Source organism: Pseudomonas eutrophicaquae (genome assembly GCF_023544715.1).
Taxonomy (GTDB): Bacteria; Pseudomonadota; Gammaproteobacteria; order Pseudomonadales; family Pseudomonadaceae; genus Geopseudomonas.
Map to the genome: position 1 here is coordinate 1 of NZ_JAMJEZ010000001.1, position 21,397 is coordinate 21,397.

Sequence of the window (21,397 nt, forward strand, 5' to 3'; positions counted from 1 at the left end):
AACGCATCGCCGATGGTAGTGTGGGGTCTCCCCATGTGAGAGTAGGTCATCGTCAAGCACCTATCCCAAACCCCCGACCCGCGCATGCTGGTCGGGGGTTTGTCTTTGCGCGGGAAATACTAAAACCGGTCAAATTGGCTCCCAGCACCCTGCGAAGGCAGCGGCTCCACCGGTGCGAAGCCGCCAGTCTTTTCAGGGCTTTGGCAGAAACTCCGGGCGCAATACCTCTTGCAAGTGGCCATAAGGGATATCGAGCACCGGATGTCCCATCGAGTAGGGCGCCATGGCATAGACGTCATACTTGAGCTGTATGCGATCACGCAGCAAGGCGACATTGTCCGTCATCACGAACGGCCAGCTGGCTTGAAAATCACGATCTTGATCCAACCCCTCACTCTGCAGCCAGGCACGCCGGGCGGCACGCGCCAGATTCCAGAACGCATCTTCCCGGCCGGGCAGGATAATATCCGTCAGCCTCAACGCCTGTTTACGACTGCGCGAGTAATTGATGAAGCCGCGTCCCGGGATGCCATGTGCGCCACCGGTAAACAGATAGCTGGACAGCTCGACCACCAGCACATCCCCATGCTGATCGATCAGCTTGGCCTGCAGCCAGCTTTGCCAGCGCTCCGGTGCATTGGGCAGCAAGCGCCCGGCATGCTCGAGCAGTGAGCGCGCCCCGGGTGTTGCCTCTTCCGAGAGTGCCAGCTCCAGCAGACGCGCCTCAATCAGCGCATCCAGTTCAGGCTCACCGGGAAAGCTCAGGCTCTCTACATGCAGCAGACTGCAGAGTTCGCCCTGGCAGCCTGCCGCCTGGCGCTCCCAGTTGATGGACCGCGGCTGCAGCTGTGATTCTGTGGCTGGCCATCCCGGCATATTCGGCAACCACTGGCAGGCCGTCAGCCAGGGCAGACAGCCGAGGGCAAGAAGAGTAGTGCGTTGCATGAGGTCTCCAAAGGCATGACAGCAGTGGTTGTACATTTTCGATGCAATCCGCCCAGCGACGTAAGGGGGTTGCAGGGTTAAAATGCGCGGCGAGTCCCCGCAACGTGCGCGGATACGTTCCATGACCATCCGCTGCTCTTGCCAGGACAGCCCAGATTACAGGTATTGCTCATGCCCCCAACGACGCAGTCCAGCGACCTGCAGGTAGACATCATCGAGCGTGAAGCCTGTTTTCGTGGATTTTACGCCCTTGACCGGATCCATCTGCGCCACAGTCTGTTCGCGGGCGGGATGGGGCCGCAGATCAGTCGAGAGCTCTTTATCCGCCCGGATGCCGTCTGTGTCTTGCCCTACGATCCGCGCCGCGACGAGGTGGTCTTGGTCGAGCAGTTCCGCGTCGGTGCACTGACCAAGAGCGAGCATCCCTGGCTGCTGGAGCTGGTTGCAGGGCTGATCGATCCAGACGAATCACCCGAGGCGGTGGCGATGCGTGAGGCCCGAGAAGAGGCGGGCATTGCCCTCACTGAGTTGTGGCCGTTGACCACCTATTACCCCTCGCCGGGTGGATCCGATGAGCGTGTGCATCTTTTCGTTGGTTGTTGCGACAGCCAGCATGCCGGTGGATTGCACGGACTGGCGGAGGAGGGTGAGGATATCCGCGTTCAGGTGCTGAGCTTCCAAGGCGCCTTGGCCGCCATGCATGCCGGGCGACTCGACAATGCGGCCAGCATCATTGCCCTGCAGTGGCTGCAACTCAACCGTGATGAGGTCAGGCGTCGATGGGCATGAGGCTGGCTGAGCGTTATCGGGTCGATCTGCCAGGCCTTCAGGCCACCTGCGAGGCCAACTATGCGCGTCTGCTGAGTCTGTTGCCGCGCATGCGTGAACAGACCAGCCAGCGGCGGATTGCACTGGATGGACCGCCCGCCACCCAGGTGCTGTGGCTGCAGACCACGGCCTGCGGGCTTTACACCAGTCTGGTTGAGGTGCGCGAGGAGGGCGGATACGCCTGGTTGCCGGCACCGCTTTTGCAGGTGCGTGTCTATCATGATGCACGGATGGCCGAGGTGATTTCCGCGGCGCACTGCCGCACCCTGAGGCCCCGCTATGCCTATCCCAATCCCGCGATGCACCAGCCGGATGAGAAGCTGCAGCTCAATCTGTTCCTCGGCGAGTGGCTGACCCATGGCCTGCGTACCGGCTACCCACTGGATGAGCCGCTGCACTGGCAACCGCTGACGCCTGAGCACTGAAACCAGCACCCTTGGGCATGGCCTGATTCTTTCCATTTCTTGATACAGGGAGTCCGTGCGTGTCTGCCGATCCTGCACCCGCCCCCGAGCGCAGCCTGTGGCTGATACAGCTCACCGACAGCCATCTGTTTGGTACGCCCGATGCCACCTTGCTGGGCATGGATACCGCAGAAAGCCTGCGTCAGGTGGTGACACAGGTAGCTGCCTGCCACCCGCGCATCGATCTGCTGCTGGCCAGCGGTGATCTCTCCCAGGACGGCTCGGTGGCGTCCTACCAGCGCTTTGCCGAACTGACCCGCCCGTTGCAGGCCCCGGCCCGCTGGTACCCCGGCAATCACGATGAAGCCGATGTGCTGCAGGCGCTCTGCGCCGATGACGCGCGCCGGGATACGGTGGTGGATCTGGGGAGCTGGCGACTGATCCTGCTGGACTCCAGCCAGGCTGGACAGGTGGCAGGGCATCTGGATGCCTCACAACTGACGTTGCTCGAGCAGGCGCTACAGGGGGCTGATGGTCGTCCGGTCCTCCTATCCTTCCATCATCACCCGCTGCCGGTCGGCTGCGCCTGGCTGGATCCGATAGGCCTGAACAATGCCGAGGCACTGTTCGCTATCACCGACCAGTACCCCAACCTCAAGGCCATACTGTTCGGTCATGTGCATCAGGAAGTCGATCTGTGGCGACAGGGGGTACGGCTGCTGGCCAGCCCCTCGACCTGTGTACAGTTCGCTCCCAATAGCGTGGACTTCGCAATCGATGAGCGACTGCCGGGTTATCGCTGGCTACGGCTGGATGCCGATGGCCAGCTGCATACCGGGGTTGAGCGACTGGCACACTTTGCCTGGCAGCCGGATCTGCAGCGTGGTTACTGATCCGGCTTGAAGCTGCCGTCCGGATCATGGTTTGCTTGTACATCCATACAGCGCTTCGGATTTATCCACCATGTCGGCTCTGCCTACCCTGCTTTACATTCATGGTTTCAACAGCTCGCCAGCCTCCCACAAGGCGCGCGAGCTGATGGCCGCCTGCGCGCAGCGTGGCCTGGCCGCACAGCTGCAGATTCCGGCCCTGCACCATGATCCGCGCCAGGCCATGACCCTGCTCGAGGCGCACATCTGCGCCGCCGAGGGCCGGGTAACGCTGGTCGGCAGCTCCCTGGGTGGCTACTATGCGACCCATCTCGCCGAGCGCTATGGCCTCAAGGCCTTGTTGATCAACCCGGCGGTGCGTGTACAGCGCTATTTTCAGCGCTACCTCGGCCCGCAGCAGAACTTCTACAGCGGCGAGCGCTGGGAGCTGACCGCCGCCCACGTCGAGGCACTGGCGGCGCTGGAAGTTCCACCGCCTCGTGACCCCGAGCGCTTCGTGGTCTGGCTGCAGACCGGTGACGAGACCCTCGACTACCGCGACGCCGCCGACTACTACCGCGCCTGCACGCTAGAGATCGAGGAGGGCGGTGACCACAGCTACCAGGGCTTTGCCGCGCGCATCCCAGAGCTCTTGGCCTTCGCCGGCCTGCTCCGCCCCTGAATTGCGCCCCGCATCCTGCGCGGGCACTCCTTTCGCCAGACAGATACCGCATTCATGGCCACTACCAGCTACACCGCCGAAGCCATCGAGGTCCTCTCCGGCCTCGACCCGGTGCGCAAGCGCCCGGGCATGTACACCGACACCAGCCGTCCCAACCACCTGGCCCAGGAAGTCATCGACAACAGTGTCGACGAGGCGCTGGCCGGCCACGCGAAAAGCGTGCAGGTGATCCTGCATGCCGACCACTCGCTGCAGGTGATCGACGACGGCCGCGGCATGCCGGTGGATATTCACCCGGAGGAGGGCGTCAGCGGCGTCGAGCTGATCCTCACCAAGCTGCATGCCGGCGGCAAGTTCTCCAACAAGAACTACCAGTTCTCCGGCGGCCTGCACGGCGTCGGCATCTCGGTGGTCAACGCGCTGTCGACCCGCGTCGAGGTGCGCGTCAGACGCGATGGCAACGAGTACGCCATCTGCTTTGCCGATGGCTTCAAGGCCAGCGAGCTGCAGGTGGTCGGCACGGTCGGCAAACGCAACACCGGCACCAGCGTGCAGTTCTGGCCGGATCCGCGCTACTTCGACTCGGCAAAGTTCTCGATCAGCCGCCTCAAGCATGTGCTCAAAGCCAAGGCAGTGCTCTGTCCGGGGCTCAGTGTGTCCTTCGAGGACAAGGCCAGCGGCGAGAAAGTCGAGTGGTGCTATGAGGACGGTCTGCGCTCGTATCTCACCGATGCGGTGCGCGAGTTCGTCCGCTTGCCCGAGGAGCCGTTTGTCGGCAACTTCGCCGGCAACACCGAAGCGGTCGACTGGGCGGTGCTGTGGCTGCCGGAGGGCGGCGAGAGCGTGCAGGAAAGCTACGTCAACCTGATCCCCACCGCCCAGGGCGGCACCCACGTCAACGGCCTGCGTCAGGGTCTGCTGGATGCCATGCGCGAGTTCTGCGAGTTCCGCAGCCTGCTGCCGCGCGGCGTCAAGCTGGCGCCCGAGGATATCTGGGAGCGCATCGCCTTCGTGCTGTCGATGAAGCTGCAGGAGCCACAGTTCTCCGGGCAGACCAAGGAGCGGCTGTCGTCGCGCGAGGCGGCGGCGTTCGTCTCCGGGGTGGTCAAGGATGCCTTCAGCCTGTGGCTCAACGCCCATCCCGAGCTGGGTCTGGCCCTGGCCGAACTGGCGATCAGCAACGCCGGGCGGCGCCTCAAAGCCGGTAAAAAGGTCGAGCGCAAGAAGATCACCCAGGGCCCGGCGCTGCCCGGCAAGCTGGCCGACTGCGCCGGGCAAGACCCGATGCGCGGTGAGCTGTTCCTAGTGGAAGGGGATTCTGCCGGCGGCAGCGCCAAGCAGGCGCGCGACAAGGAGTTCCAGGCGATCATGCCGCTGCGCGGCAAGATCCTGAATACCTGGGAAGTCGATGGCGGCGAGGTGCTGGCATCCCAGGAGGTGCATGACATCGCCGTGGCGATCGGCATTGATCCGGGCTCTGCGGACCTGTCCCAGCTGCGCTACGGCAAGATCTGCATCCTCGCCGACGCCGACTCCGACGGTCTGCACATCGCCACGCTGCTCTGCGCGCTGTTCGTCCGCCACTTCCGCCCGCTGGTCGAGGCTGGGCATGTTTACGTGGCGATGCCGCCGCTGTACCGCATCGACCTGGGCAAGGAGGTCTGGTACGCGCTGGACGAGGCCGAGCGCGACGGCATCCTCGAGCGCCTGGTCGCCGAGAAGAAGCGCGGCAAGCCGCAGGTCACCCGCTTCAAGGGCCTCGGTGAGATGAACCCGCTGCAGCTGCGCGAGACCACCATGGACCCCAACACCCGCCGCCTGGTGCAGCTGACCCTGGATGATTTCGATGGCACCCGCGAGCTGATGGACATGCTTTTGGCCAAAAAGCGCGCCGGCGATCGCAAGAGCTGGCTGGAGCGCAAGGGCAATCTGGCCGAGGTGCTGTTGTGATGCGGCCCTCTTCGCCGAGCACCCGCGGTCGCGGCTGAGCAGGCCTTCCTCCGGCGTGCCGGCCCTCGGCGGGCGCGCCCTGAATACACCCGTTTTCTGAGAACGCAGATGAGTGAATCCCTCGATCTGAGCCTGGACGGCGTCGAACGTCGTCCGCTGGCCGAGTTCACCGAACAGGCCTATCTCAACTATTCCATGTACGTGATCATGGACCGCGCCCTGCCGCATATCGGCGATGGCCTGAAGCCGGTGCAGCGGCGCATCGTCTATGCAATGAGCGAGCTGGGCCTGTCCGCCGATGCCAAGCACAAGAAGTCGGCGCGCACCGTCGGCGACGTACTGGGCAAATACCACCCGCACGGCGACTCGGCCTGCTATGAGGCAATGGTGCTGATGGCCCAGCCGTTCAGCTACCGCTATCCGCTGGTCGATGGCCAGGGCAACTGGGGGGCGCCGGACGATCCCAAGTCGTTCGCCGCCATGCGTTACACCGAGGCGCGTCTGTCGCGCTATTCCGAGGTGCTGCTCAGTGAGCTGGGCCAGGGCACGGCGGACTGGGTGCCCAACTTCGATGGCACGCTGGATGAGCCGGCGGTGCTGCCGGCGCGGCTGCCCAACCTGCTGCTCAACGGCACCACCGGCATTGCCGTGGGCATGGCCACCGATGTGCCGCCGCATAACCTGCACGAAGTGGCGATGGCCTGCGTGCACCTCCTGGATGAGCCGCAGGCCACGGTCGAGCGCCTCTGCGAGCTGCTGCCGGGGCCGGATTACCCGACCGAGGCGGAAATCATCACCCCGCGCGCCGACCTTTTGAAGATTTACCAGAGCGGCCGCGGCTCGGTGCGCATGCGCGCGCTGTACCGCGTCGAGGATGGCGACATCGTGGTCACGGCGCTGCCGCATCAGGTCTCCGGTGCCAAGGTGCTCGAGCAGATTGCCGCGCAGATGCAGGCCAAGAAGTTGCCGATGATCGCCGATCTTCGCGATGAGTCGGACCATGAAAATCCCTGCCGGATCGTCATCGTGCCGCGCTCGGGGCGGATCGACGCCGATGAGGTGATGACTCACCTGTTCGCCACCACTGATCTGGAATCCAGCTACCGGGTCAACCTGAACGTCATCGGCCTGGACGGCAAGCCGCAGGTCAAGGACCTGCGCCAGTTGCTGGCCGAGTGGCTGACCTTCCGTATCGGCACCGTGCGCCGGCGGCTGCAGTTCCGCCTCGACAAGGTGGAGAAGCGCCTGCACCTGCTGGAAGGCCTGCTGATTGCCTTCCTCAACCTGGATGAGGTGATCCGCATCATCCGCGAGGAAGACCAGCCCAAGGCCGAGCTGATCGCCCGCTTCGGCCTCAGCGAGCTGCAGGCCGAGTACATTCTCGACACCCGCCTGCGTCAGCTGGCGCGTCTTGAGGAAATGAAGATCCGCGGCGAGCAGGACGCGCTGGCCAAGGAGCGCGACAAGCTGCAGGCGCTGCTCGGCAGCGAAACCAAGCTGAAGCGGCTGGTGCGCAAGGAGCTGCTTGAGGATGCCGAGCAGTATGGCGATGCGCGGCGCTCGCCGATCGTGGCGCGCGCCGAAGCCCGCGCCCTGAGCGAAGCGGCGCTGCTGCCCAGCGAGCCAGTGACCGTGGTGCTGTCGGAGAAGGGCTGGGTGCGCTGCGCCAAAGGGCATGACATCGACGCAGCGGGGCTGTCCTACAAGGCCGGTGATGCCTTCCGTGTTGCCGCGCCGGGGCGCTCCAACCAGCAGGCGGTCTTCCTGGATTCCACCGGGCGCAGTTACTCGCTGCCGGCCCACTCGCTGCCCTCGGCGCGTGGCCAGGGTGAGCCGTTGACCGGCCGGCTGAGTCCGCCGGCAGGGGCCAGTTTCGAGTGTCTGCTGCTGCCGGATGAGGACGCGCTGTATGTGCTGGCCTCGGATGCGGGGTATGGTTTCGTGCTGCGGGGCGCTGATCTGTTGGCCAAGAACAAGGCGGGCAAGGCGCTGCTGAGCCTGCCCGAGGGTGCGCGGGTCATGGCGCCGCGTCGGCTCAATGATGTGAGCAGCGAGCAGCTGGCCGCGGTGACCAGCGAGGGGCGTCTGCTGGTATTTGCGGTCAGCGATCTGCCGCAGCTGGCCAAGGGCAAGGGTAACAAGATCATCGGGATTCCCGGTGAGCGGGTGGCGCGCCGTGAGGAGTATGTCGTCGATCTGCAAGTGTTGCCCGCCGGCGCTACGCTGGTGCTGCAGGCCGGCAAGCGTACCCTGTCGCTGCGCGGCAGCGATCTGGAGCATTATTGCGGCGAGCGTGGCCGGCGCGGCAGTCTGTTGCCGCGTGGTTTCCAGCGGGTCGATGCCTTGCTGGTCGAATAACCCACCCGAGGAGTTGGATATGCAGGAAGCCAGCCGCCCCCGGGCCGCGCTGTGCTGGGCGGGCGAGCAGGACGGAGTGCTGCATCTGGCGCTGCACGGCGACTGGACGCTGGCCGCGTCCAAGCCGGATCTGCTGAGCGTCTGGCACAGTCAGGCCAGCAAGCCTGCGCGTCTGTGTGTGCAGCTGGAGGCGCTAGGGCAATGGGACAGCAGCCTGCTGGCGGTACTGCGCCGCCTGCAGCGCCTGGCCGAGACGCACGGCCACACCCTCGAGTACCAGGCGCTGCCCGAAGGGGTCGCCCGGCTGCTGCAGCTGGCCAGTCGTCCTTCCACGCAGGTCAGCGAGCCCCTGCTGGTGCATCAGCCCCTGCTGGTCCGGCTGGGCTGGCAGGTGCTGCAGCGTCAGCAGGCGTTGAGCCAGGCCTGCATCTTCATCGGTGAGGTGCTGCTCGGGCTGGGGCGTCTGCTGCGTGGTCGGGCGCGGATGCGCGGGCAGGATTTCGCCGCAGCGCTGGCGCAATGCGGGCCGGGGGCGCTGCCGATCGTTGCGCTGATTGCCACCCTGGTCGGGCTGATTCTGGCCTTCGTTGGCGCCGCCCAGCTGCAGGCCTTCGGCGCCCAGCTGTATATCGCCAACATGGTAGCCATCGGCATGACCCGCGAGATGGGCGCGCTGATGACCGCGGTAATCATGGCCGGGCGTACCGGCGCGGCTTATGCGGCGGAGCTCGGCAGCATGCAGGCCAACGAGGAAATCGACGCCCTGCGCACCTTTGGCTTCCCGCCGCTGGAATTTCTGGTCCTGCCGCGCCTGCTGGCGCTGCTGGTGAGCATGCCGATCCTGTGCGTGTTTGCCGATGCACTGGGCATTCTCGGCGGTTTCATCATTGGGGCGGGGCTCTTCGACATCTCGGCGCCGCTGTACCTCAGCCAGAGTCTTGAGATGCTGACCCTGACCGATTTTCTGCTCGGTCTCTTCAAGAGTCTGGTGTTTGCCGTGCTGATCGCCCTGATCGGCTGCCACTACGGGCTGGCCTGTGGCCGCAATGCCCAGGCAGTCGGGCAGGCGACCACCCATGCGGTGGTCAGCATCATCGTCGCGCTGGTGGTCAGCGATGCGCTGATCACGCTGATCTGCACGCAACTGGGGATCTGAGCATGGAAGAGTGCGTGATCCAGGTGGAGGGGCTGAGCGCTGGCTACGGGCAAAAGGTCGTGCTGCGCGATATCCACTTCAGCCTGCGCCGTGGCGAGGTGTTCGTGGTGATGGGCGGCAGCGGCTGCGGCAAGAGCACCCTGCTGCGTCACCTGATCGGCCTCAACCGGCCACTGGCCGGGCGCATGCGGCTGCATGGCGAGGATTTCTGGGCGCAAGACAGCGCTCGGCGCGCCCAGCTGCAACGCCAGTTCGGCGTGCTCTATCAGGACGGTGCGCTCTGGAGCGGCATGACCCTGCGCGACAACATCGCCCTGCCGCTGGCCACCTATCACCCGCACCTGAGCGGCGATGAGCTGGACGAGCTAGCCGCCCTCAAGCTGGCGCTGGTCGGTCTGGCGGGCTGCGAGGGGCTGTATCCGGCCGAGCTGTCCGGTGGCATGCGCAAGCGCGCAGGGCTGGCGCGGGCATTGGCGCTGGATCCGCAGGTCCTGTTCTTTGATGAGCCCTCGGCCGGGCTCGATCCGCTCAGCTCGCAGGCGCTGGATCAGCTGATTCTTGAGCTGCGCGACAGCCTGGGGGCCAGTATCGTGCTGGTCACCCATGAGTTGCCGAGCATCTTTGCCGTGGCCGATACCTGCCTGTTTCTTGATAACCAGACCCGCACCCAAGCGGCCCTTGGTCCGCTGGCAGAGCTGCTGGCGCATGGCCCTGAGGTCGTGCAGCGCTTTCTGCGCCGGGGTGAGGGAGCGCCGGCTGCAACCCGGGAGATCCACCGATGAACGAAACCCGCAAACCCTTCTGGATCGGGGCTTTTCTGCTCAGCGGCATCGCCCTCCTGGCGGCCGGTCTGCTGCTGCTGGCCCGCGACAGTTGGTTCAGCCAGCCCAGCGACTACGCGGTGTACTTCACCGGCAGCCTCGATGGGTTGGATGTCGGTGCGGATGTCACCTACCGCGGGGTCAAGGTCGGTACCGTACGGGAGATTCGCCTGGCCTACGATCAGCAGCTGCAAGAGGTGATGATCCCGGTGGTGCTGCGCATCCAGCCGAATCTGGCGGGCAGCCGCAATGCGATCGGCCCGGTGCTGGAGCCACTGATCGAGCGTGGGTTGCGCGCCCAGTTGCAGACCCAGAGTCTTTTGACCGGCAAGTCGATCGTGGCGCTGGACCTGTTTCCGGGCCAGCCGGGGTATCTGGGCGATCCCCAGGCGCTGGATCTGCCGGTGATTCCCAGTGTGCCGTCGCGGGTCGATCAGGCGGCGGATGTGCTGCGCGAGTTGCTGGCCAGCCTTCGTGAGATGCCGCTGCGCGAGCTGGTGCAATCGGCGCATCACAGTCTGCAGGCGCTGGAGCGCTTCAGCACCTCGCCCGCCTTGGGGCAGGGGCTGGGGAATCTCGGGCGCAGCCTGGCGCATCTGGAGCAACTGAGCGGCACCTTGCAGACGCAGCTGCCGGCGATCCTGAGTGAGGCGCGCGACAGCAGCGCGTCACTGCGTCTGGCGCTGGACGATGCCCGGCAGGCCATGCACAGTGCGCGCCTGGCGCTGGAGCAGATGGATATACTGGCGCACGACTTGCGCCGCGGTCTGGGGCCGGAGTCGGAAAACCAGTACCAGCTGCTCTCCACCCTGGAGGCCCTGACCCGCAGCAGCAAGGCGCTGCAGCGCACGGTCGAGAGTCTCGAGCAGCACCCTGAATCCCTTATCTTTGGCAAGCAACGGTGAACCATTCCATGCGTATAGCGCCCTATAGCCGGATGGGCTGTCTGGCAGCATTGCTGGCGCTGGGCGGCTGTGCCTCGACGCCGCCCTCGGCCTTCTATCAACTGCAGACCTCCAGTGAGCTGGCGCTGGCGGCCGAGAATCAGGGCCCGGCCATCCTGCTCGGGCCGCTGGAGGTGGCGGACTACCTGCAGCGCGAGGTGGTGGTGCAGCGCACGCTTGAGGGTAATCTGCAGCTCGGTGGCGCGGCGCGCTGGGCCGGTAGCCTTGAGGACGACATCGCCCGCGTGCTGCTGCGCGAGCTGTCCGTTCGGACCGGCAGCAGCCAGGTGGCGCTCTACCCGGATCGGGTCGGCTTTACGCCGCAGGTGCAGGTGCTGCTCAGCATTTCACGCTTTGATGCCGGGCCCGATCAGCCAGCCGTGCTGGAAGCGCAGTGGCGCTTGCTGGATGCCGCAGGCACGATGCGTCACAGCCAGGTGCTGCGCCTTGAGCATCCGCATACCGGATCGCTGGTCAATCAGGTCCGCATGCAGAGCCAGCTGCTGCACCAACTGGCCGAGCGTCTGGCGCAGGCCATCAAGGCCTTGCCTGAGACGCTGCTGGGCGAGGAGGCGGGTGCGACCACATCACGGCGTGCGCCGCGCACGGCATCTTCCGTCACCCGCGAAGAGCGCACCCGCCGCTCGCCAGTCTCCCCGGTCTCGACGCCGGTCGAAGTCTATCGCTTCTGAGTACGCGCTCTGCGCGGGCGATGCCCTGAGTGCCGGCAGCGCACTCAGGGGGTGCCGAGGATCCGGCCGAGCTGTTGCTCGAGTTCCGCTGGCAGCGGCGGCTGCAGGCTCTTGATGCAGCTGGCGCCCGCGGGGCTATTGATGCTGCGGATCTGTGCATAGTGCTGCAGCTGGGGATCACCGCTCAGCCCAGCATCCAGCAGCACCAGATTGCGGCTGTCGCGGCTCAGGGCGATCGCCTGCTGGCTGGCCGGCTGCAGGAGCAGTTCACCCTGGGTCAGCCCATACAGATTGTTGCCGCGGCTGATGGCCAGCTGCAGCTGCAGGGTCAGGCCGCTATCAGCGATCAGCACCTGCAGCTCATGGCTGAGGATGCGCAGCAGTTCACCGCAGCACAGGGCACGCACCAGATAGCGCTCGTCCTGCTGCTGGTCATGGAACAGGATCAGGCTGCCGCCATCATCGAGGCTGTACAGGCTGCCCTGATAGGTACGGGTCGCCTCATCCAGGCAGTCACGATAGCGCTGCAGCAGCGCCAGCAGCCGCGGGCGCGGCAGCTGCTGCAGTTCATGCTGACCGCCAAGCTGCACGCACAGCACTGCACTGGGGATCGGTCGCTCGGCTACAGCATCCGCCGGGACGGATGGTGCGGCCTGTGCGACGGGCTGCGGTGCCGGGGCGATGGGGGCTGCGGCGGGCACGAAGGGCTCGTTGTCCAGCCCAAGATCAGCCGCCTGCAGGCCGAAGTCCTCTTCATCCTCCAGCACGCTGCGCCGGGCGGATAGCGGACGGGGGGCGGCGGGACTGGCCTGCGCGGGCGCTGGCTGGGCGGGGGCCGGGCGGTGCTGCTGCGTGTCGATCTCGTCCGGCTCCTCAAGGTCCAGCGCAAAATCCAGGTCAAAGTCCGGCTCATCCGGTTCAGCAGCGGTCAGGCTCGTGGCCGGAGTTGCCGCGCTGCTCTGGCGGGCGCGGACCCGCTGCGGCACGCTGTCATCGAGGTCGGCACGAATAGTGTCCAGCAGCATTTCGTCGTCCTGCTCGAAGGGCGGCTCGGGTTCGGGCTGCAGCTCAGGCGGCGGCGCCAGCCGCGCATCGAGCTGGCGCGCCAGATCACCGATCTCATCCTGACGCTCCAGCGCCGGGGCATTGTCGATCGGGTCGCGCAGCCACAGGCGCAGCTGCAGCAGCGGCACGCTGAGCTGGCTGCCCAGCCGCAGGCTGAAGGCCAGCGCCACGGTCATCAGGATGGCGGCGAGGATACCCAGGTTCTGCAGGCTGTCGGCTAGCGGCGCCGCCAGCTGGGCGCGGTCGAGGGTCAGGTACAGCTGGGCGGCGGTACGATCGTCCTGGATGGCGATCGGCGCGCTGAAGGTGGTGATGTTGTCGGTATGCGGCGGCCAGGCCCCCAGCGGGCGCTGGCCGGCCTCGGCACTCACTCGCTGGTTGGCATCCTGAATCACCGCGTGGGCGACCAGCGGGTTGTCCACCAGCTTGTCGAGCATCACATTGAGGCTCAGCCGGTCATTGGCGACCAGCAGGTCGCTGGCCGCCGTCACGGCCTGGGCACGCAGGGCCTCCCCGACGGCAATCGCCTGCTGATCAGTGGCCTGTCGCAGCTGCAGGCCTGTCACCCAGATAAAGACCAAGAGGCAGGTGCCGAGCAGCAGCAGGGTATGCAGCACCAGGCGCACGGTCAGCGGGAAGCGCCGGCGCTGCGAGGCGCCAAGCATGGATACGAACAGGTTGTCGGATTTGACGGGCGATGGCCGGCTCACGAGCAGGAGACTCGACTGCAGGGAAAGGATGCGGAGTATAGCCGCGCGCTTGCCGCACGGGCAAAGCACGCTGCCCGGCTGCCGGGATTGCAGGTAGAATCGGCACTTTTCTGCCTTGGGGGTGTGCCGTGCGCGAAATCGTCCTGATCAACATTACCGGGGAAGACCGTCCGGGGCTGACCGCGGCCATCACCGGCGTGCTGGCCCGGGGCGGCGTCAACATTCTCGACATCGGTCAGGCGGTGATCCACGACACCCTGTCGTTCGGCATCCTGGTGGAGATCCCGCACACCGCACAGGCGTCTGCGGTGCTCAAGGAGGTGCTGTTCACCGCCTATGAGCTGGATCAGCAGGTGCGTTTTACCCCGGTTTCCGAGGACGACTACCGCCAATGGGTGGCCGGGCAGGGCAAGCCGCGCCATATTGTCACTCTGCTGACCCGGCGCATCACCGCCGAACAGCTGCATCGGGTCAGTGCCATCACGGCCGCGCATGGCCTGAATATCGACCATATCGACCGTCTGTCCGGGCGGATGCCGCTGGATACCCCGGAGGAGTGCGGCAAGGGCTGCATCGAGTTTTCGGTGCGCGGTGAGCCGGCCAATCCTGCGACCCTGCGGGCCGAGTTCCTTAGCGTGGCTCAGGAGCTTAGCGTGGACATTGCCTTCCAGCGTGACAGCGTGTTCCGGCGCAATCGCCGTCTGGCGGTGTTCGACATGGATTCGACGCTGATCGAGGCAGAAGTGATCGACGAGCTGGCCAAGGCGGCCGGCGTGGGTGAGCAGGTCGCCGAAATCACTGAGCGTGCGATGCGCGGCGAGCTGGATTTTCGCGCGAGCTTCAAGGAGCGTCTGGCGCTGCTTAAGGGGCTCTCCGAGGAAGTGCTGGAAGGGATTGGCGCCTCGCTGCGCCTGACCGAGGGCGCCGAGACACTGTTTGCCGAGCTCAAGCGCCTGGGTTACAAGACCGCGATCCTCTCCGGCGGCTTCACCTACTTTGCCCGCCAGCTGCAGCACAAGCTCGGCATCGACTATGTGTTTGCCAATGAGCTGGAGATCGTCGATGGCCAAGTGACGGGCGTGGCGGTCGAGCCGATTGTCGATGCCCAGCGCAAGGCGGATCTACTGCGTGAGCTGGCCGAGCGCGAGGGGCTGCGTCTGGAGCAGACCATTGCGGTCGGTGATGGCGCCAACGACCTGCCGATGCTGGCCATTGCCGGCCTGGGCGTCGCCTTCCGCGCCAAGCCGCTGGTCAAGCAGTCGGCCAAGCAGGCGATTTCGACCCTGGGGCTGGATGGCATCCTCTACCTTTTGGGCTATCGCGACCGCGAAGGGCACGACTGAATCCTGCGCAGCGTCGGCGGATCGCGCACGGCGCTCCGCCGAAAGCTGCCCGCCTGCGTGGGGGTGGGCAGTCTGCGTGGCTCAGGCGTCCTGCAGCGGACCGCCCAGCGCCTGGCCCATGCGCACCGCACTGCCGGCCGCCAGTTCCTCGGCCCAGCGCACCTGATCGGGGCCGAACAGCACGATGGCCGTGGAGCCCAGCTTGAAGCGGCCGAGCTCAGCGCCTTTTTCCAGATGGATCGGCTCGCTCACCCCGTAGTTGAAGGTCTTGAGGGTGCGCTTGGGTGGGGTCACCAGACCGGCCCAGACGGTCTCGATGCTGGCGACGATCATCGCCCCGACCAGCACCACCGCCATCGGACCGCGTTCGGTATCGAACAGACAGACCACCCGCTCGTTGCGCGAGAACAGCTCCGGCACCTGCTCGGCGGTAAAGCCGTTGACCGAGAACAGCTTGCCCGGCACATAGACCATCTCGCGCAGGGTGCCGGCCAGAGGCATGTGTACGCGGTGGTAGTCGCGTGGCGACAGATAGACGGTCGCGAACTGCCCGCCGATGAAGGGTGCAGCGCGTTCCGCATCACCGCCCAGCAGTTCCAGCACACTGAAACTGTGGCCCTTGGCCTGCAGCAGGCGGCCATACTCGATCGGCCCCAGCTGGCTGATCGCCCCGTCGGCCGGGCACAGCACTGCGCCCGGCGTCGGGTCCAGTGGCCGGCTGCCGTCGCGTAGCGCGCGGGTGAAGAAGGCGTTGAAATGCTCGTAGGCGTGCGGGTTGCCGATCTCCGCCTCGCTCATGTCCACCTGGTAGCGGTGGATAAAGGCATCGATCAGGCGGTTCTTGAACCATGGCTTGCGGCACTCGGCGGCGCAGCCGATCAGGCGTGACAGGGTATGGTGCGGCAGCAGGTGCTGTCCGGCGAGAAACAGGCGTTCCTTGATGTTCATGACAATTCTCAGCATTCAACCGGAGTATCGGGATGGTTGCCCCACTCGGACCAGGAGCCGGCGTAGGCCTTGATGTGTGGATAACCCAGGGCGCGCATGGCCAGGTAGGTCAGGCCGGAGCGGCGATGGGTCTGGCAGTGGGTGATGATTTCCTTGTCAGCGCTGATGCCGTGGGCGGCGAGCAGCGCGGCGAGGTCAAGGCGCAGGCGCAGGGCACGCTGGCTGTCCAGGCAGTCGGTCCAGTTCAGGTTGATGGCGCCGGGAATATGCCCGCCACGCGCCGCCAGCACCTTTTCGCCGCGATATTCCTCGGGAGAGCGGGCGTCCCAGATCAGCCGCTGCGGATCATGCAGATGGGCCAGCAGGTCCTCGCGGGTCGCCAGCACATCGGCCACCGGCTGCACGCTGACCGGGCCACCAACCGGCGCCGGCACCGCGGTGCTCAGCGCCCGGCCCTCGGCCAGCCAGGCGGTCAGGCCGCCGTTGAGGTGATGCCAGCGGCGATGACCGATCAGGTCAAGCAGCCAGCCAAAACGCCCGGCCCAGGGGCCGCCTTCGGCGTCATACAGCACATACACGGCCTCCTCGCGATGGCCCAGCTCGCCGAGCAGTGCTTGGAAGTCGTTCCAGTCCGGCAGCAGTCCCGGCGCCGGCGGCAGGCCCAGCTGGGTGCGCTTGCTGTCGACATGGCGCGCGCCGGGAATATGTCCCTCGGCGTAGCGCTCGGCGGGGGTCAGATCGACCAGGATCAGCTCAGGCGCCTCCAGACGACTGGCCAGCTCGGCCGGCTCGATCAACAGCGGCAGGTCGGCAAACACGGACATGGCGAACATCCTCGCAGGCTCGGAAAAGCGCCGAGTGTAACGGAAAGTGCCCGGAGTACGCCGGCTCTGCTCAGTACGTTTCCTGCGGCAGCGAGGCGAGGATGTGCCGGTAGCTGGCCAGGCGCTGCGGGTGGATGCGGCCTTCCGCCAGCGCCGTGAGCAGCGCGCAGCCAGGCTCCTGTTCATGCCGGCAATCCCGGAAGCGGCAGCGGCCGATCAGGTCGCGAAACTCGATGAAGCCATCCTCCACATCGGCGCGGGTGACATGACCGAGGCTAAATTCGCGGATGCCGGGCGAGTCGATCAGATCCCCGCCGCCGGGGAAGTGGAACAGCCGCGCGGTGGTGGTGGTGTGGGTGCCTTTCTGGGTCAGCTCCGACAGCGCGCCGACCCGCAGATCGACCCCAGGCAGCAGGGCATTGACCAGCGAGGACTTGCCGACCCCCGACTGACCAACGAACACACTGACTCGCCCGTCGAGCCGCTCGCGCAGTTCATCCATGGCATTGCCGTGATGGGCGGAGACTTCCAGCAGCGGATAGCCGAGCGCCCGGTAGACCGCCAGCAGGGCATCGAGGCGCGCGGCATTCTCCTCATTGATCAGATCGGCCTTGTTCAGCAGCAGCAGCGGCTGGATGCCCGCGTGATCGGCGGCGATCAGGTAGCGGTCGATCAGGTTGCCGTGGGGCTCTGGCAGCGGAGCGAAGACGATGACGATCTGATCGACGTTGGCCGCCACCGGCTTGAGCACGCCGCGCATGTCCGGGCGGCATAGCTCGGAGCTGCGCGGCAGCTGGGCGACGATCACGCCGATACCCTGATTGCCCGGACGCCAGACCACCCGATCGCCGGTCACCAGGGTCGGCAGATTGGCTCGCCGGTGGCAACGGAACAGCTGGCCGCGCTGCTCACCATCGAGGGCCTCGACCTCGACCTGCACGCCGAAGTGGGCGATCACCAGGCCTTGCTGCTCGGGGCCAAGATCGCCACCTTCCAGCTCCTCCAGGGCGCGGTGTTCGCGGCGGGCGGCCCGGGCGGCGCGTTCGTCCTGGATCTTCTCGATGCGCCAGCTCTGCCGGCGGCTCAGTTGGCGTTTGGCCATGATGGCTCCGTGTCCTGAAATCGCCGGCAGTCTAGCATGGGCCGGGCCTGCTAAAATCCTCGGATTCGCCGAGGAAAATCATCATGCAAAACCCGCAGAATCTGATCTGGATCGACCTGGAAATGACCGGCCTTGATCCTGAGCTGGATGTGATTCTGGAGATCGCCACCGTGATCACCGACTCGCAGCTCAACGTGCTGGCCGAGGGGCCGTCGATGGTGGTGCACCAGAGTGACGAGGTGCTGGCGGGCATGAGTGCCTGGTGCGTCGAGCATCATGGCCGCAGCGGCCTGACCCAGCGGGTGCGCGAGAGCACGATCGATACCGCCGAAGCCGAGCGGCGCACGCTGGCGTTTCTCGCTGAGTGGGTGCCGGCGGGTGCCTCGCCGATGTGTGGCAACAGCATCGGGCAGGATCGGCGTTTTCTGGTTCGCTACATGCCGCAGCTGGAAGCCTTCTTCCACTACCGCAACCTGGATGTCTCAACCATTAAGGAGCTGGCGGCGCGCTGGGCGCCGGCGGTGCGCGAGGGCTTTAGCAAGAACAGCGTGCACCTGGCGCTGGACGACATCTATGAGTCGATCGCGGAGCTGCGCTATTACCGCGAGCAGATGTTCAAGTGCTGAACCGATGATGCTCAGGCGGGGGCCGTGATCTCGGTTGCGTCCGCCCGCCTAGCATGTTCGGCCAGCGCCCACTCGACATGCTCGCGCACCAGCGCCGAGGGATGATCGCGGTAGAGACGCAGCGTCTCCAGCACCGCAATCGTCGAGGGCGCGTTGCCCAGCCCGACGGCCAGGTTGCGCAGCCAGCGCTCGTAACCGGCGCGGCGCAGCGGCGAGCCTTCGGTGCGCGCAAGAAACTCCGCCTCGCTCCAGCGCATCAGGCTGGCCAGGCTGCTGCTGTCGAGCTGATGGCGGGGCTGAAAGTCATGCTCGCCAGTGGGGCGGGCAAAGCGGTTCCACGGGCAGACCAGCTGGCAATCATCACAGCCGAACACCCGGTTGCCGATCAGCGGGCGCAGCTCCAGCGGAATACTGCCCTTGAGCTCGATGGTCAGGTAGGAAATGCAGCGCCGCGCATCCAGCTGATAGGGCGCGACGAAGGCGGCGGTCGGGCAGATATCCAGGCAGGCCTGGCAGCGCCCGCAGTGCTCGTCCTGCATCGGGGCGTCGGTTGGTAGCGGCAGATCCACGAACAGTTCACCGAGAAAGAACCAGCTACCGGCGCGGCGGTTGATCAGCAGGGTGTTCTTGCCGATCCAGCCAAGGCCAGCCTGCAGGGCGAAGGCCTTTTCCAGCACCGGCGCGCTGTCGACAAAGGCGCGGTAGCCAAACGGGCCGATGGCGCTCTGGATGCGCTCGGCCAGCTGTTGCAGGCGTTTGCGGATCAGCTTGTGATAGTCGCGGCCCAGCGCGTAGCGCGACAGGTAGGCGCGCTCCGGATCGGCCAGCTGTTCGGCCATGCGGGTGTCGCCGGGCAGATAGTCCATGCGCAGCGAAATCAGCCTGATGGTGCCGGGCACCAGTTCGTCCGGGCGCGAGCGCTTGCTGCCGTGGGCGGCCATGTAGTCCATCTCGCCATGATGGCCGGCGGCCAGCCAGCGCTGCAGGTGTTCGGTGTGCTCGCCCGGATCAATGCCGCTGATGCCGACCTGCGCAAAGCCCAGCTCGCGCCCCCAGTCGCGAATCTGCTCGGCCAGGGCCTCAAGGTCGATTTCATTGATCTGCATGCTGGCGGTGCTCCGGGGCGCAGGGCGTATAATTGTGCCTCAATCCTTGTGTGAATGACCTCATGTCCGCCACTGTCGCTGAGCCTCTGCCCCTCGCGCTGTACCGCGCCGCTGCCGTGCGTGACCTGGATGCGCGGCTGATCGCCTCCGGCACGCCCGGGTATGTGCTGATGCAGCGTGCCGCCCGGGCGCTGTGGCAGGCGCTGCGCCTGCGCTGGCCGAGTGCGTCGGCGCTGACCGTGCTGGCCGGTCACGGCAATAACGCCGGAGACGGCTATCTGCTGGCGCTGTTGGCGCAGCAGGCGGGCATGGCGGTTCAGGTGCTGACGGTCAGCGATCCGGCGCGGCTCAATGGCGATGCCGCCAGTGCCTTCGCGGCGGCGCGTGCCGCGGGGGTATCGATCCAGCCCTGGCAGGTGGACAGCTCCCTGCAGGGCGTGATTGTCGATGCGCTGCTGGGCACGGGGCTGCAGGGTGCCGTGCGCGAGCCCTTTGCCGCGGTGATTCGTACCCTGAACGAGCATGAGCGGCCGGTGCTGGCGGTGGATATTCCCTCCGGCCTGTGCGCGGACAGCGGCCGGGTGCTGAGCTGTGCGGTGCGCGCCGAACTCACCGTGACCTTCATCGGTCTCAAACTCGGCCTGTTTCAGCTCGATGGCAGCGCGCAGGCCGGGCATCTGGTCTTTGCCGACCTGCAGGCCGACCCGCTGCAGGTGGCGGCCATGCCGGTAGCCGCCTGGCGACTGGCCGGCGAGCAGCTACCCGTGCTGGCGCCGCGCGCACGCCACAGCCACAAGGGCCAGTTTGGCCGCGTACTGGTGGTGGGTGGTGACAACGGCCTGGGCGGTGCCGCGCTGCTGGCGGCGGAAAGCACCCTGCGTGGCGGTGCCGGGCTGGTGACGCTGGCCACCCGCGCCGAGCATGTCGCCCCAGCCCTGGCGCGCCGCCCGGAGGTGATGTGCCGGGGCGTGCAGTCGGGTAATGAGGTGCGGGCGCTGGCGCAAGCGGCTGATGTGCTGGTGCTGGGGCCGGGGATCGGCCAGGGGGCTTGGGCGCGCAGTCTGCTGGGCAGTCTGGCGGGCACTGCTGTACCTCAGGTCTGGGATGCCGATGCGCTCAATCTGCTCGCCGCGGGTGTGCTGCGGGCGCCTGACGGCCCGTGGATCGCCACGCCGCATCCGGGGGAGGCGGCGCGTCTGCTGGGTGTCTCGGTGGCTGAGGTACAAGCCGATCGAGCCGCCGCCGCGGCCGCGCTGGCGCAGCGCCTGCAGGCGGTGGTGGTGCTCAAGGGCGCGGGTACGCTGGTGGCCGAGCCGCAAGGCCGCTTGTATCTGTGCGAGCGCGGGCATCCGGTGATGGCCGGTGCCGGATTCGGTGATGTGCTGGCGGGGCTGCTCGGCGCGTTGCTGGCTCAGGGGCTGGTGCCCGATCAGGCCGCGCGTCTGGGGGTCTGGCTGCATGCCGTGGCCGGTGAGCGGCTGGCGGGTGCAGGCCGGGGTCTGGCGGCTGGAGAACTCTGTGAGGCAATCCGTCAAGTGCTGGAGGAGCATAGTCCGTGTCTGAAGTGATGCTGTATCTGGCCGATGAAGCGGCCATGCTGGCCTTCGGTGCCCGACTGGCCGCGGTGAGTGGCGCCTGCGGGGTGATCTTCCTGCAGGGCGACCTGGGCATGGGCAAGACCACCCTGTCGCGTGGCCTGCTGCGCGGGCTTGGGCACACCGGGGCGGTCAAGAGTCCGACCTTCACGCTGGTCGAGCCGTATGAGCTGGGCGAGCGGCGCGTCTATCATTTTGATCTGTACCGTCTGGCCGACCCGGAGGAGCTGGAGTTCTTCGGCATCCGCGACTATTTGAGTGGTGATGCCCTGTGCCTGATCGAGTGGCCGGAGCGCGGTGCCGGTGTGCTGCCGCCAGCAGATCTGCAGATTCATATTCAGGCCGAGGGGGAGGAGCGGCGTCTGCGTCTGCAGCCCCACGGTGCGCGGGGCGAAGCCTGGTGTGCGGCCCTGAGCGAGGTGAACTGAG

20 protein-coding genes are annotated in these 21,397 nt (G+C 66.3%); 14 read left to right on the top strand and 6 right to left on the bottom strand.

Going from position 1 to position 21,397, the window contains the following annotated elements:
• Positions 1 to 192: 192 nt before the first annotated feature.
• Complete coding sequence (locus tag MXC11_RS00005) at positions 193 to 945, bottom strand: RsiV family protein (RefSeq protein ID WP_250003646.1); 753 nt, start codon at positions 943 to 945, stop codon at positions 193 to 195.
• Between the two features lie 171 nt (positions 946 to 1,116).
• Between MXC11_RS00005 and MXC11_RS00010 the strand changes: the two genes are divergently transcribed.
• The 10 genes from MXC11_RS00010 to MXC11_RS00055 all read left to right on the top strand — a co-directional run bounded on the left by MXC11_RS00010 (position 1,117) and on the right by MXC11_RS00055 (position 11,649).
• The gene (locus MXC11_RS00010) at positions 1,117 to 1,734 is read left to right on the top strand and encodes an NUDIX domain-containing protein (RefSeq protein WP_250003648.1); all 618 of its coding nucleotides are present in this window, start codon (positions 1,117 to 1,119) and stop codon (positions 1,732 to 1,734) included.
• Positions 1,725 to 2,198, top strand: coding sequence for a DUF1249 domain-containing protein (locus MXC11_RS00015; protein ID WP_250003650.1), 474 nt, complete (start codon positions 1,725 to 1,727; stop codon positions 2,196 to 2,198). The genes MXC11_RS00010 and MXC11_RS00015 overlap by 10 nt, the downstream gene beginning before the upstream one ends.
• A 59-nt stretch (positions 2,199 to 2,257) precedes the next feature.
• Positions 2,258 to 3,070: a 3',5'-cyclic-AMP phosphodiesterase gene (cpdA, locus tag MXC11_RS00020; protein ID WP_250003652.1), complete on the top strand. Its 813-nt coding sequence runs from the start codon at positions 2,258 to 2,260 to the stop codon at positions 3,068 to 3,070.
• 70 nt (positions 3,071 to 3,140) lie between these two features.
• Complete coding sequence (locus MXC11_RS00025; RefSeq protein WP_250003653.1) at positions 3,141 to 3,728, top strand: YqiA/YcfP family alpha/beta fold hydrolase; 588 nt, start codon at positions 3,141 to 3,143, stop codon at positions 3,726 to 3,728.
• Positions 3,729 to 3,782: 54 nt separating this feature from the next.
• On the top strand, positions 3,783 to 5,678 hold the full coding sequence (gene parE / locus MXC11_RS00030) for a DNA topoisomerase IV subunit B (protein WP_250003655.1): 1,896 nt from the start codon (positions 3,783 to 3,785) through the stop codon (positions 5,676 to 5,678).
• A gap of 108 nt (positions 5,679 to 5,786) precedes the next feature.
• Positions 5,787 to 8,036 carry a DNA topoisomerase IV subunit A gene (gene parC / locus MXC11_RS00035; RefSeq protein ID WP_250003657.1) on the top strand — a complete coding sequence of 750 codons (2,250 nt, stop codon included), beginning with the start codon at positions 5,787 to 5,789 and terminating at the stop codon, positions 8,034 to 8,036.
• Between the two features lie 19 nt (positions 8,037 to 8,055).
• Positions 8,056 to 9,192: an ABC transporter permease gene (locus tag MXC11_RS00040; protein WP_250003658.1), complete on the top strand. Its 1,137-nt coding sequence runs from the start codon at positions 8,056 to 8,058 to the stop codon at positions 9,190 to 9,192.
• 2 nt (positions 9,193 to 9,194) lie between these two features.
• On the top strand, positions 9,195 to 9,974 hold the full coding sequence (locus MXC11_RS00045) for an ABC transporter ATP-binding protein (RefSeq protein WP_250003661.1): 780 nt from the start codon (positions 9,195 to 9,197) through the stop codon (positions 9,972 to 9,974).
• Positions 9,971 to 10,918: an MlaD family protein gene (locus tag MXC11_RS00050; RefSeq protein ID WP_250003663.1), complete on the top strand. Its 948-nt coding sequence runs from the start codon at positions 9,971 to 9,973 to the stop codon at positions 10,916 to 10,918. Before MXC11_RS00045 ends, MXC11_RS00050 begins: the two co-directional genes overlap by 4 nt.
• 8 nt (positions 10,919 to 10,926) lie before the next feature.
• Positions 10,927 to 11,649: a PqiC family protein gene (locus MXC11_RS00055; RefSeq protein WP_250003665.1), complete on the top strand. Its 723-nt coding sequence runs from the start codon at positions 10,927 to 10,929 to the stop codon at positions 11,647 to 11,649.
• Positions 11,650 to 11,693: 44 nt separating this feature from the next.
• Here MXC11_RS00055 and MXC11_RS00060 read toward each other — a convergent pair whose 3' ends face one another.
• A complete protein-coding gene (locus MXC11_RS00060) occupies positions 11,694 to 13,424 on the bottom strand; it encodes a histidine kinase (RefSeq protein WP_250003666.1) in 1,731 nt (576 codons plus the stop codon).
• A 128-nt stretch (positions 13,425 to 13,552) separates the two neighbouring features.
• Here MXC11_RS00060 and serB point away from each other — a divergent pair, with 128 nt between their 5' ends.
• Entirely contained in the window at positions 13,553 to 14,767 is a 1,215-nt protein-coding gene (gene serB, locus MXC11_RS00065) for a phosphoserine phosphatase SerB (protein WP_250003668.1), read from the top strand.
• 81 nt (positions 14,768 to 14,848) lie between these two features.
• Here serB and asd read toward each other — a convergent pair whose 3' ends face one another.
• The 3 genes from asd to rsgA form a co-directional block, all read right to left on the bottom strand.
• Positions 14,849 to 15,715: an archaetidylserine decarboxylase gene (gene asd / locus MXC11_RS00070; RefSeq protein ID WP_250003670.1), complete on the bottom strand. Its 867-nt coding sequence runs from the start codon at positions 15,713 to 15,715 to the stop codon at positions 14,849 to 14,851.
• Positions 15,716 to 15,723: 8 nt separating this feature from the next.
• A complete protein-coding gene (locus MXC11_RS00075) occupies positions 15,724 to 16,539 on the bottom strand; it encodes a rhodanese-like domain-containing protein (protein WP_250003672.1) in 816 nt (271 codons plus the stop codon).
• A gap of 70 nt (positions 16,540 to 16,609) precedes the next feature.
• On the bottom strand, positions 16,610 to 17,641 hold the full coding sequence (gene rsgA / locus MXC11_RS00080; RefSeq protein ID WP_250003674.1) for a small ribosomal subunit biogenesis GTPase RsgA: 1,032 nt from the start codon (positions 17,639 to 17,641) through the stop codon (positions 16,610 to 16,612).
• Positions 17,642 to 17,724: 83 nt separating this feature from the next.
• Between rsgA and orn the strand changes: the two genes are divergently transcribed.
• Positions 17,725 to 18,267 carry an oligoribonuclease gene (orn, locus tag MXC11_RS00085; RefSeq protein WP_250003676.1) on the top strand — a complete coding sequence of 181 codons (543 nt, stop codon included), beginning with the start codon at positions 17,725 to 17,727 and terminating at the stop codon, positions 18,265 to 18,267.
• An 11-nt stretch (positions 18,268 to 18,278) separates the two neighbouring features.
• On the opposite strand, the gene queG is transcribed toward orn, so the two are convergent.
• A complete protein-coding gene (queG, locus tag MXC11_RS00090; protein WP_250003678.1) occupies positions 18,279 to 19,373 on the bottom strand; it encodes a tRNA epoxyqueuosine(34) reductase QueG in 1,095 nt (364 codons plus the stop codon).
• Positions 19,374 to 19,435: 62 nt separating this feature from the next.
• Between queG and MXC11_RS00095 the strand changes: the two genes are divergently transcribed.
• Positions 19,436 to 20,941: an NAD(P)H-hydrate dehydratase gene (locus MXC11_RS00095; protein WP_250003680.1), complete on the top strand. Its 1,506-nt coding sequence runs from the start codon at positions 19,436 to 19,438 to the stop codon at positions 20,939 to 20,941.
• Positions 20,929 to 21,396 carry a tRNA (adenosine(37)-N6)-threonylcarbamoyltransferase complex ATPase subunit type 1 TsaE gene (tsaE, locus tag MXC11_RS00100; protein ID WP_250003688.1) on the top strand — a complete coding sequence of 156 codons (468 nt, stop codon included), beginning with the start codon at positions 20,929 to 20,931 and terminating at the stop codon, positions 21,394 to 21,396. The genes MXC11_RS00095 and tsaE overlap by 13 nt, the downstream gene beginning before the upstream one ends.
• The last annotated feature ends 1 nt before the right edge of the window (position 21,397 follow it).

Coding starts and splice junctions, on each gene's coding strand:
- MXC11_RS00075 (WP_250003672.1), bottom strand. CDS start 16,539: ATGTCCGTGTTTGCCGACCTGCCGCTGTTGATCGAGCCGGCCGAGCTG.
- queG (WP_250003678.1), bottom strand. CDS start 19,373: ATGCAGATCAATGAAATCGACCTTGAGGCCCTGGCCGAGCAGATTCGC.
- MXC11_RS00045 (WP_250003661.1), top strand. CDS start 9,195: ATGGAAGAGTGCGTGATCCAGGTGGAGGGGCTGAGCGCTGGCTACGGG.
- MXC11_RS00010 (WP_250003648.1), top strand. CDS start 1,117: ATGCCCCCAACGACGCAGTCCAGCGACCTGCAGGTAGACATCATCGAG.
- MXC11_RS00095 (WP_250003680.1), top strand. CDS start 19,436: ATGTCCGCCACTGTCGCTGAGCCTCTGCCCCTCGCGCTGTACCGCGCC.
- MXC11_RS00055 (WP_250003665.1), top strand. CDS start 10,927: ATGCGTATAGCGCCCTATAGCCGGATGGGCTGTCTGGCAGCATTGCTG.
- MXC11_RS00050 (WP_250003663.1), top strand. CDS start 9,971: ATGAACGAAACCCGCAAACCCTTCTGGATCGGGGCTTTTCTGCTCAGC.
- parE (WP_250003655.1), top strand. CDS start 3,783: ATGGCCACTACCAGCTACACCGCCGAAGCCATCGAGGTCCTCTCCGGC.
- MXC11_RS00005 (WP_250003646.1), bottom strand. CDS start 945: ATGCAACGCACTACTCTTCTTGCCCTCGGCTGTCTGCCCTGGCTGACG.
- parC (WP_250003657.1), top strand. CDS start 5,787: ATGAGTGAATCCCTCGATCTGAGCCTGGACGGCGTCGAACGTCGTCCG.
- orn (WP_250003676.1), top strand. CDS start 17,725: ATGCAAAACCCGCAGAATCTGATCTGGATCGACCTGGAAATGACCGGC.
- asd (WP_250003670.1), bottom strand. CDS start 15,715: ATGAACATCAAGGAACGCCTGTTTCTCGCCGGACAGCACCTGCTGCCG.
- MXC11_RS00015 (WP_250003650.1), top strand. CDS start 1,725: ATGGGCATGAGGCTGGCTGAGCGTTATCGGGTCGATCTGCCAGGCCTT.
- rsgA (WP_250003674.1), bottom strand. CDS start 17,641: ATGGCCAAACGCCAACTGAGCCGCCGGCAGAGCTGGCGCATCGAGAAG.
- MXC11_RS00025 (WP_250003653.1), top strand. CDS start 3,141: ATGTCGGCTCTGCCTACCCTGCTTTACATTCATGGTTTCAACAGCTCG.
- MXC11_RS00040 (WP_250003658.1), top strand. CDS start 8,056: ATGCAGGAAGCCAGCCGCCCCCGGGCCGCGCTGTGCTGGGCGGGCGAG.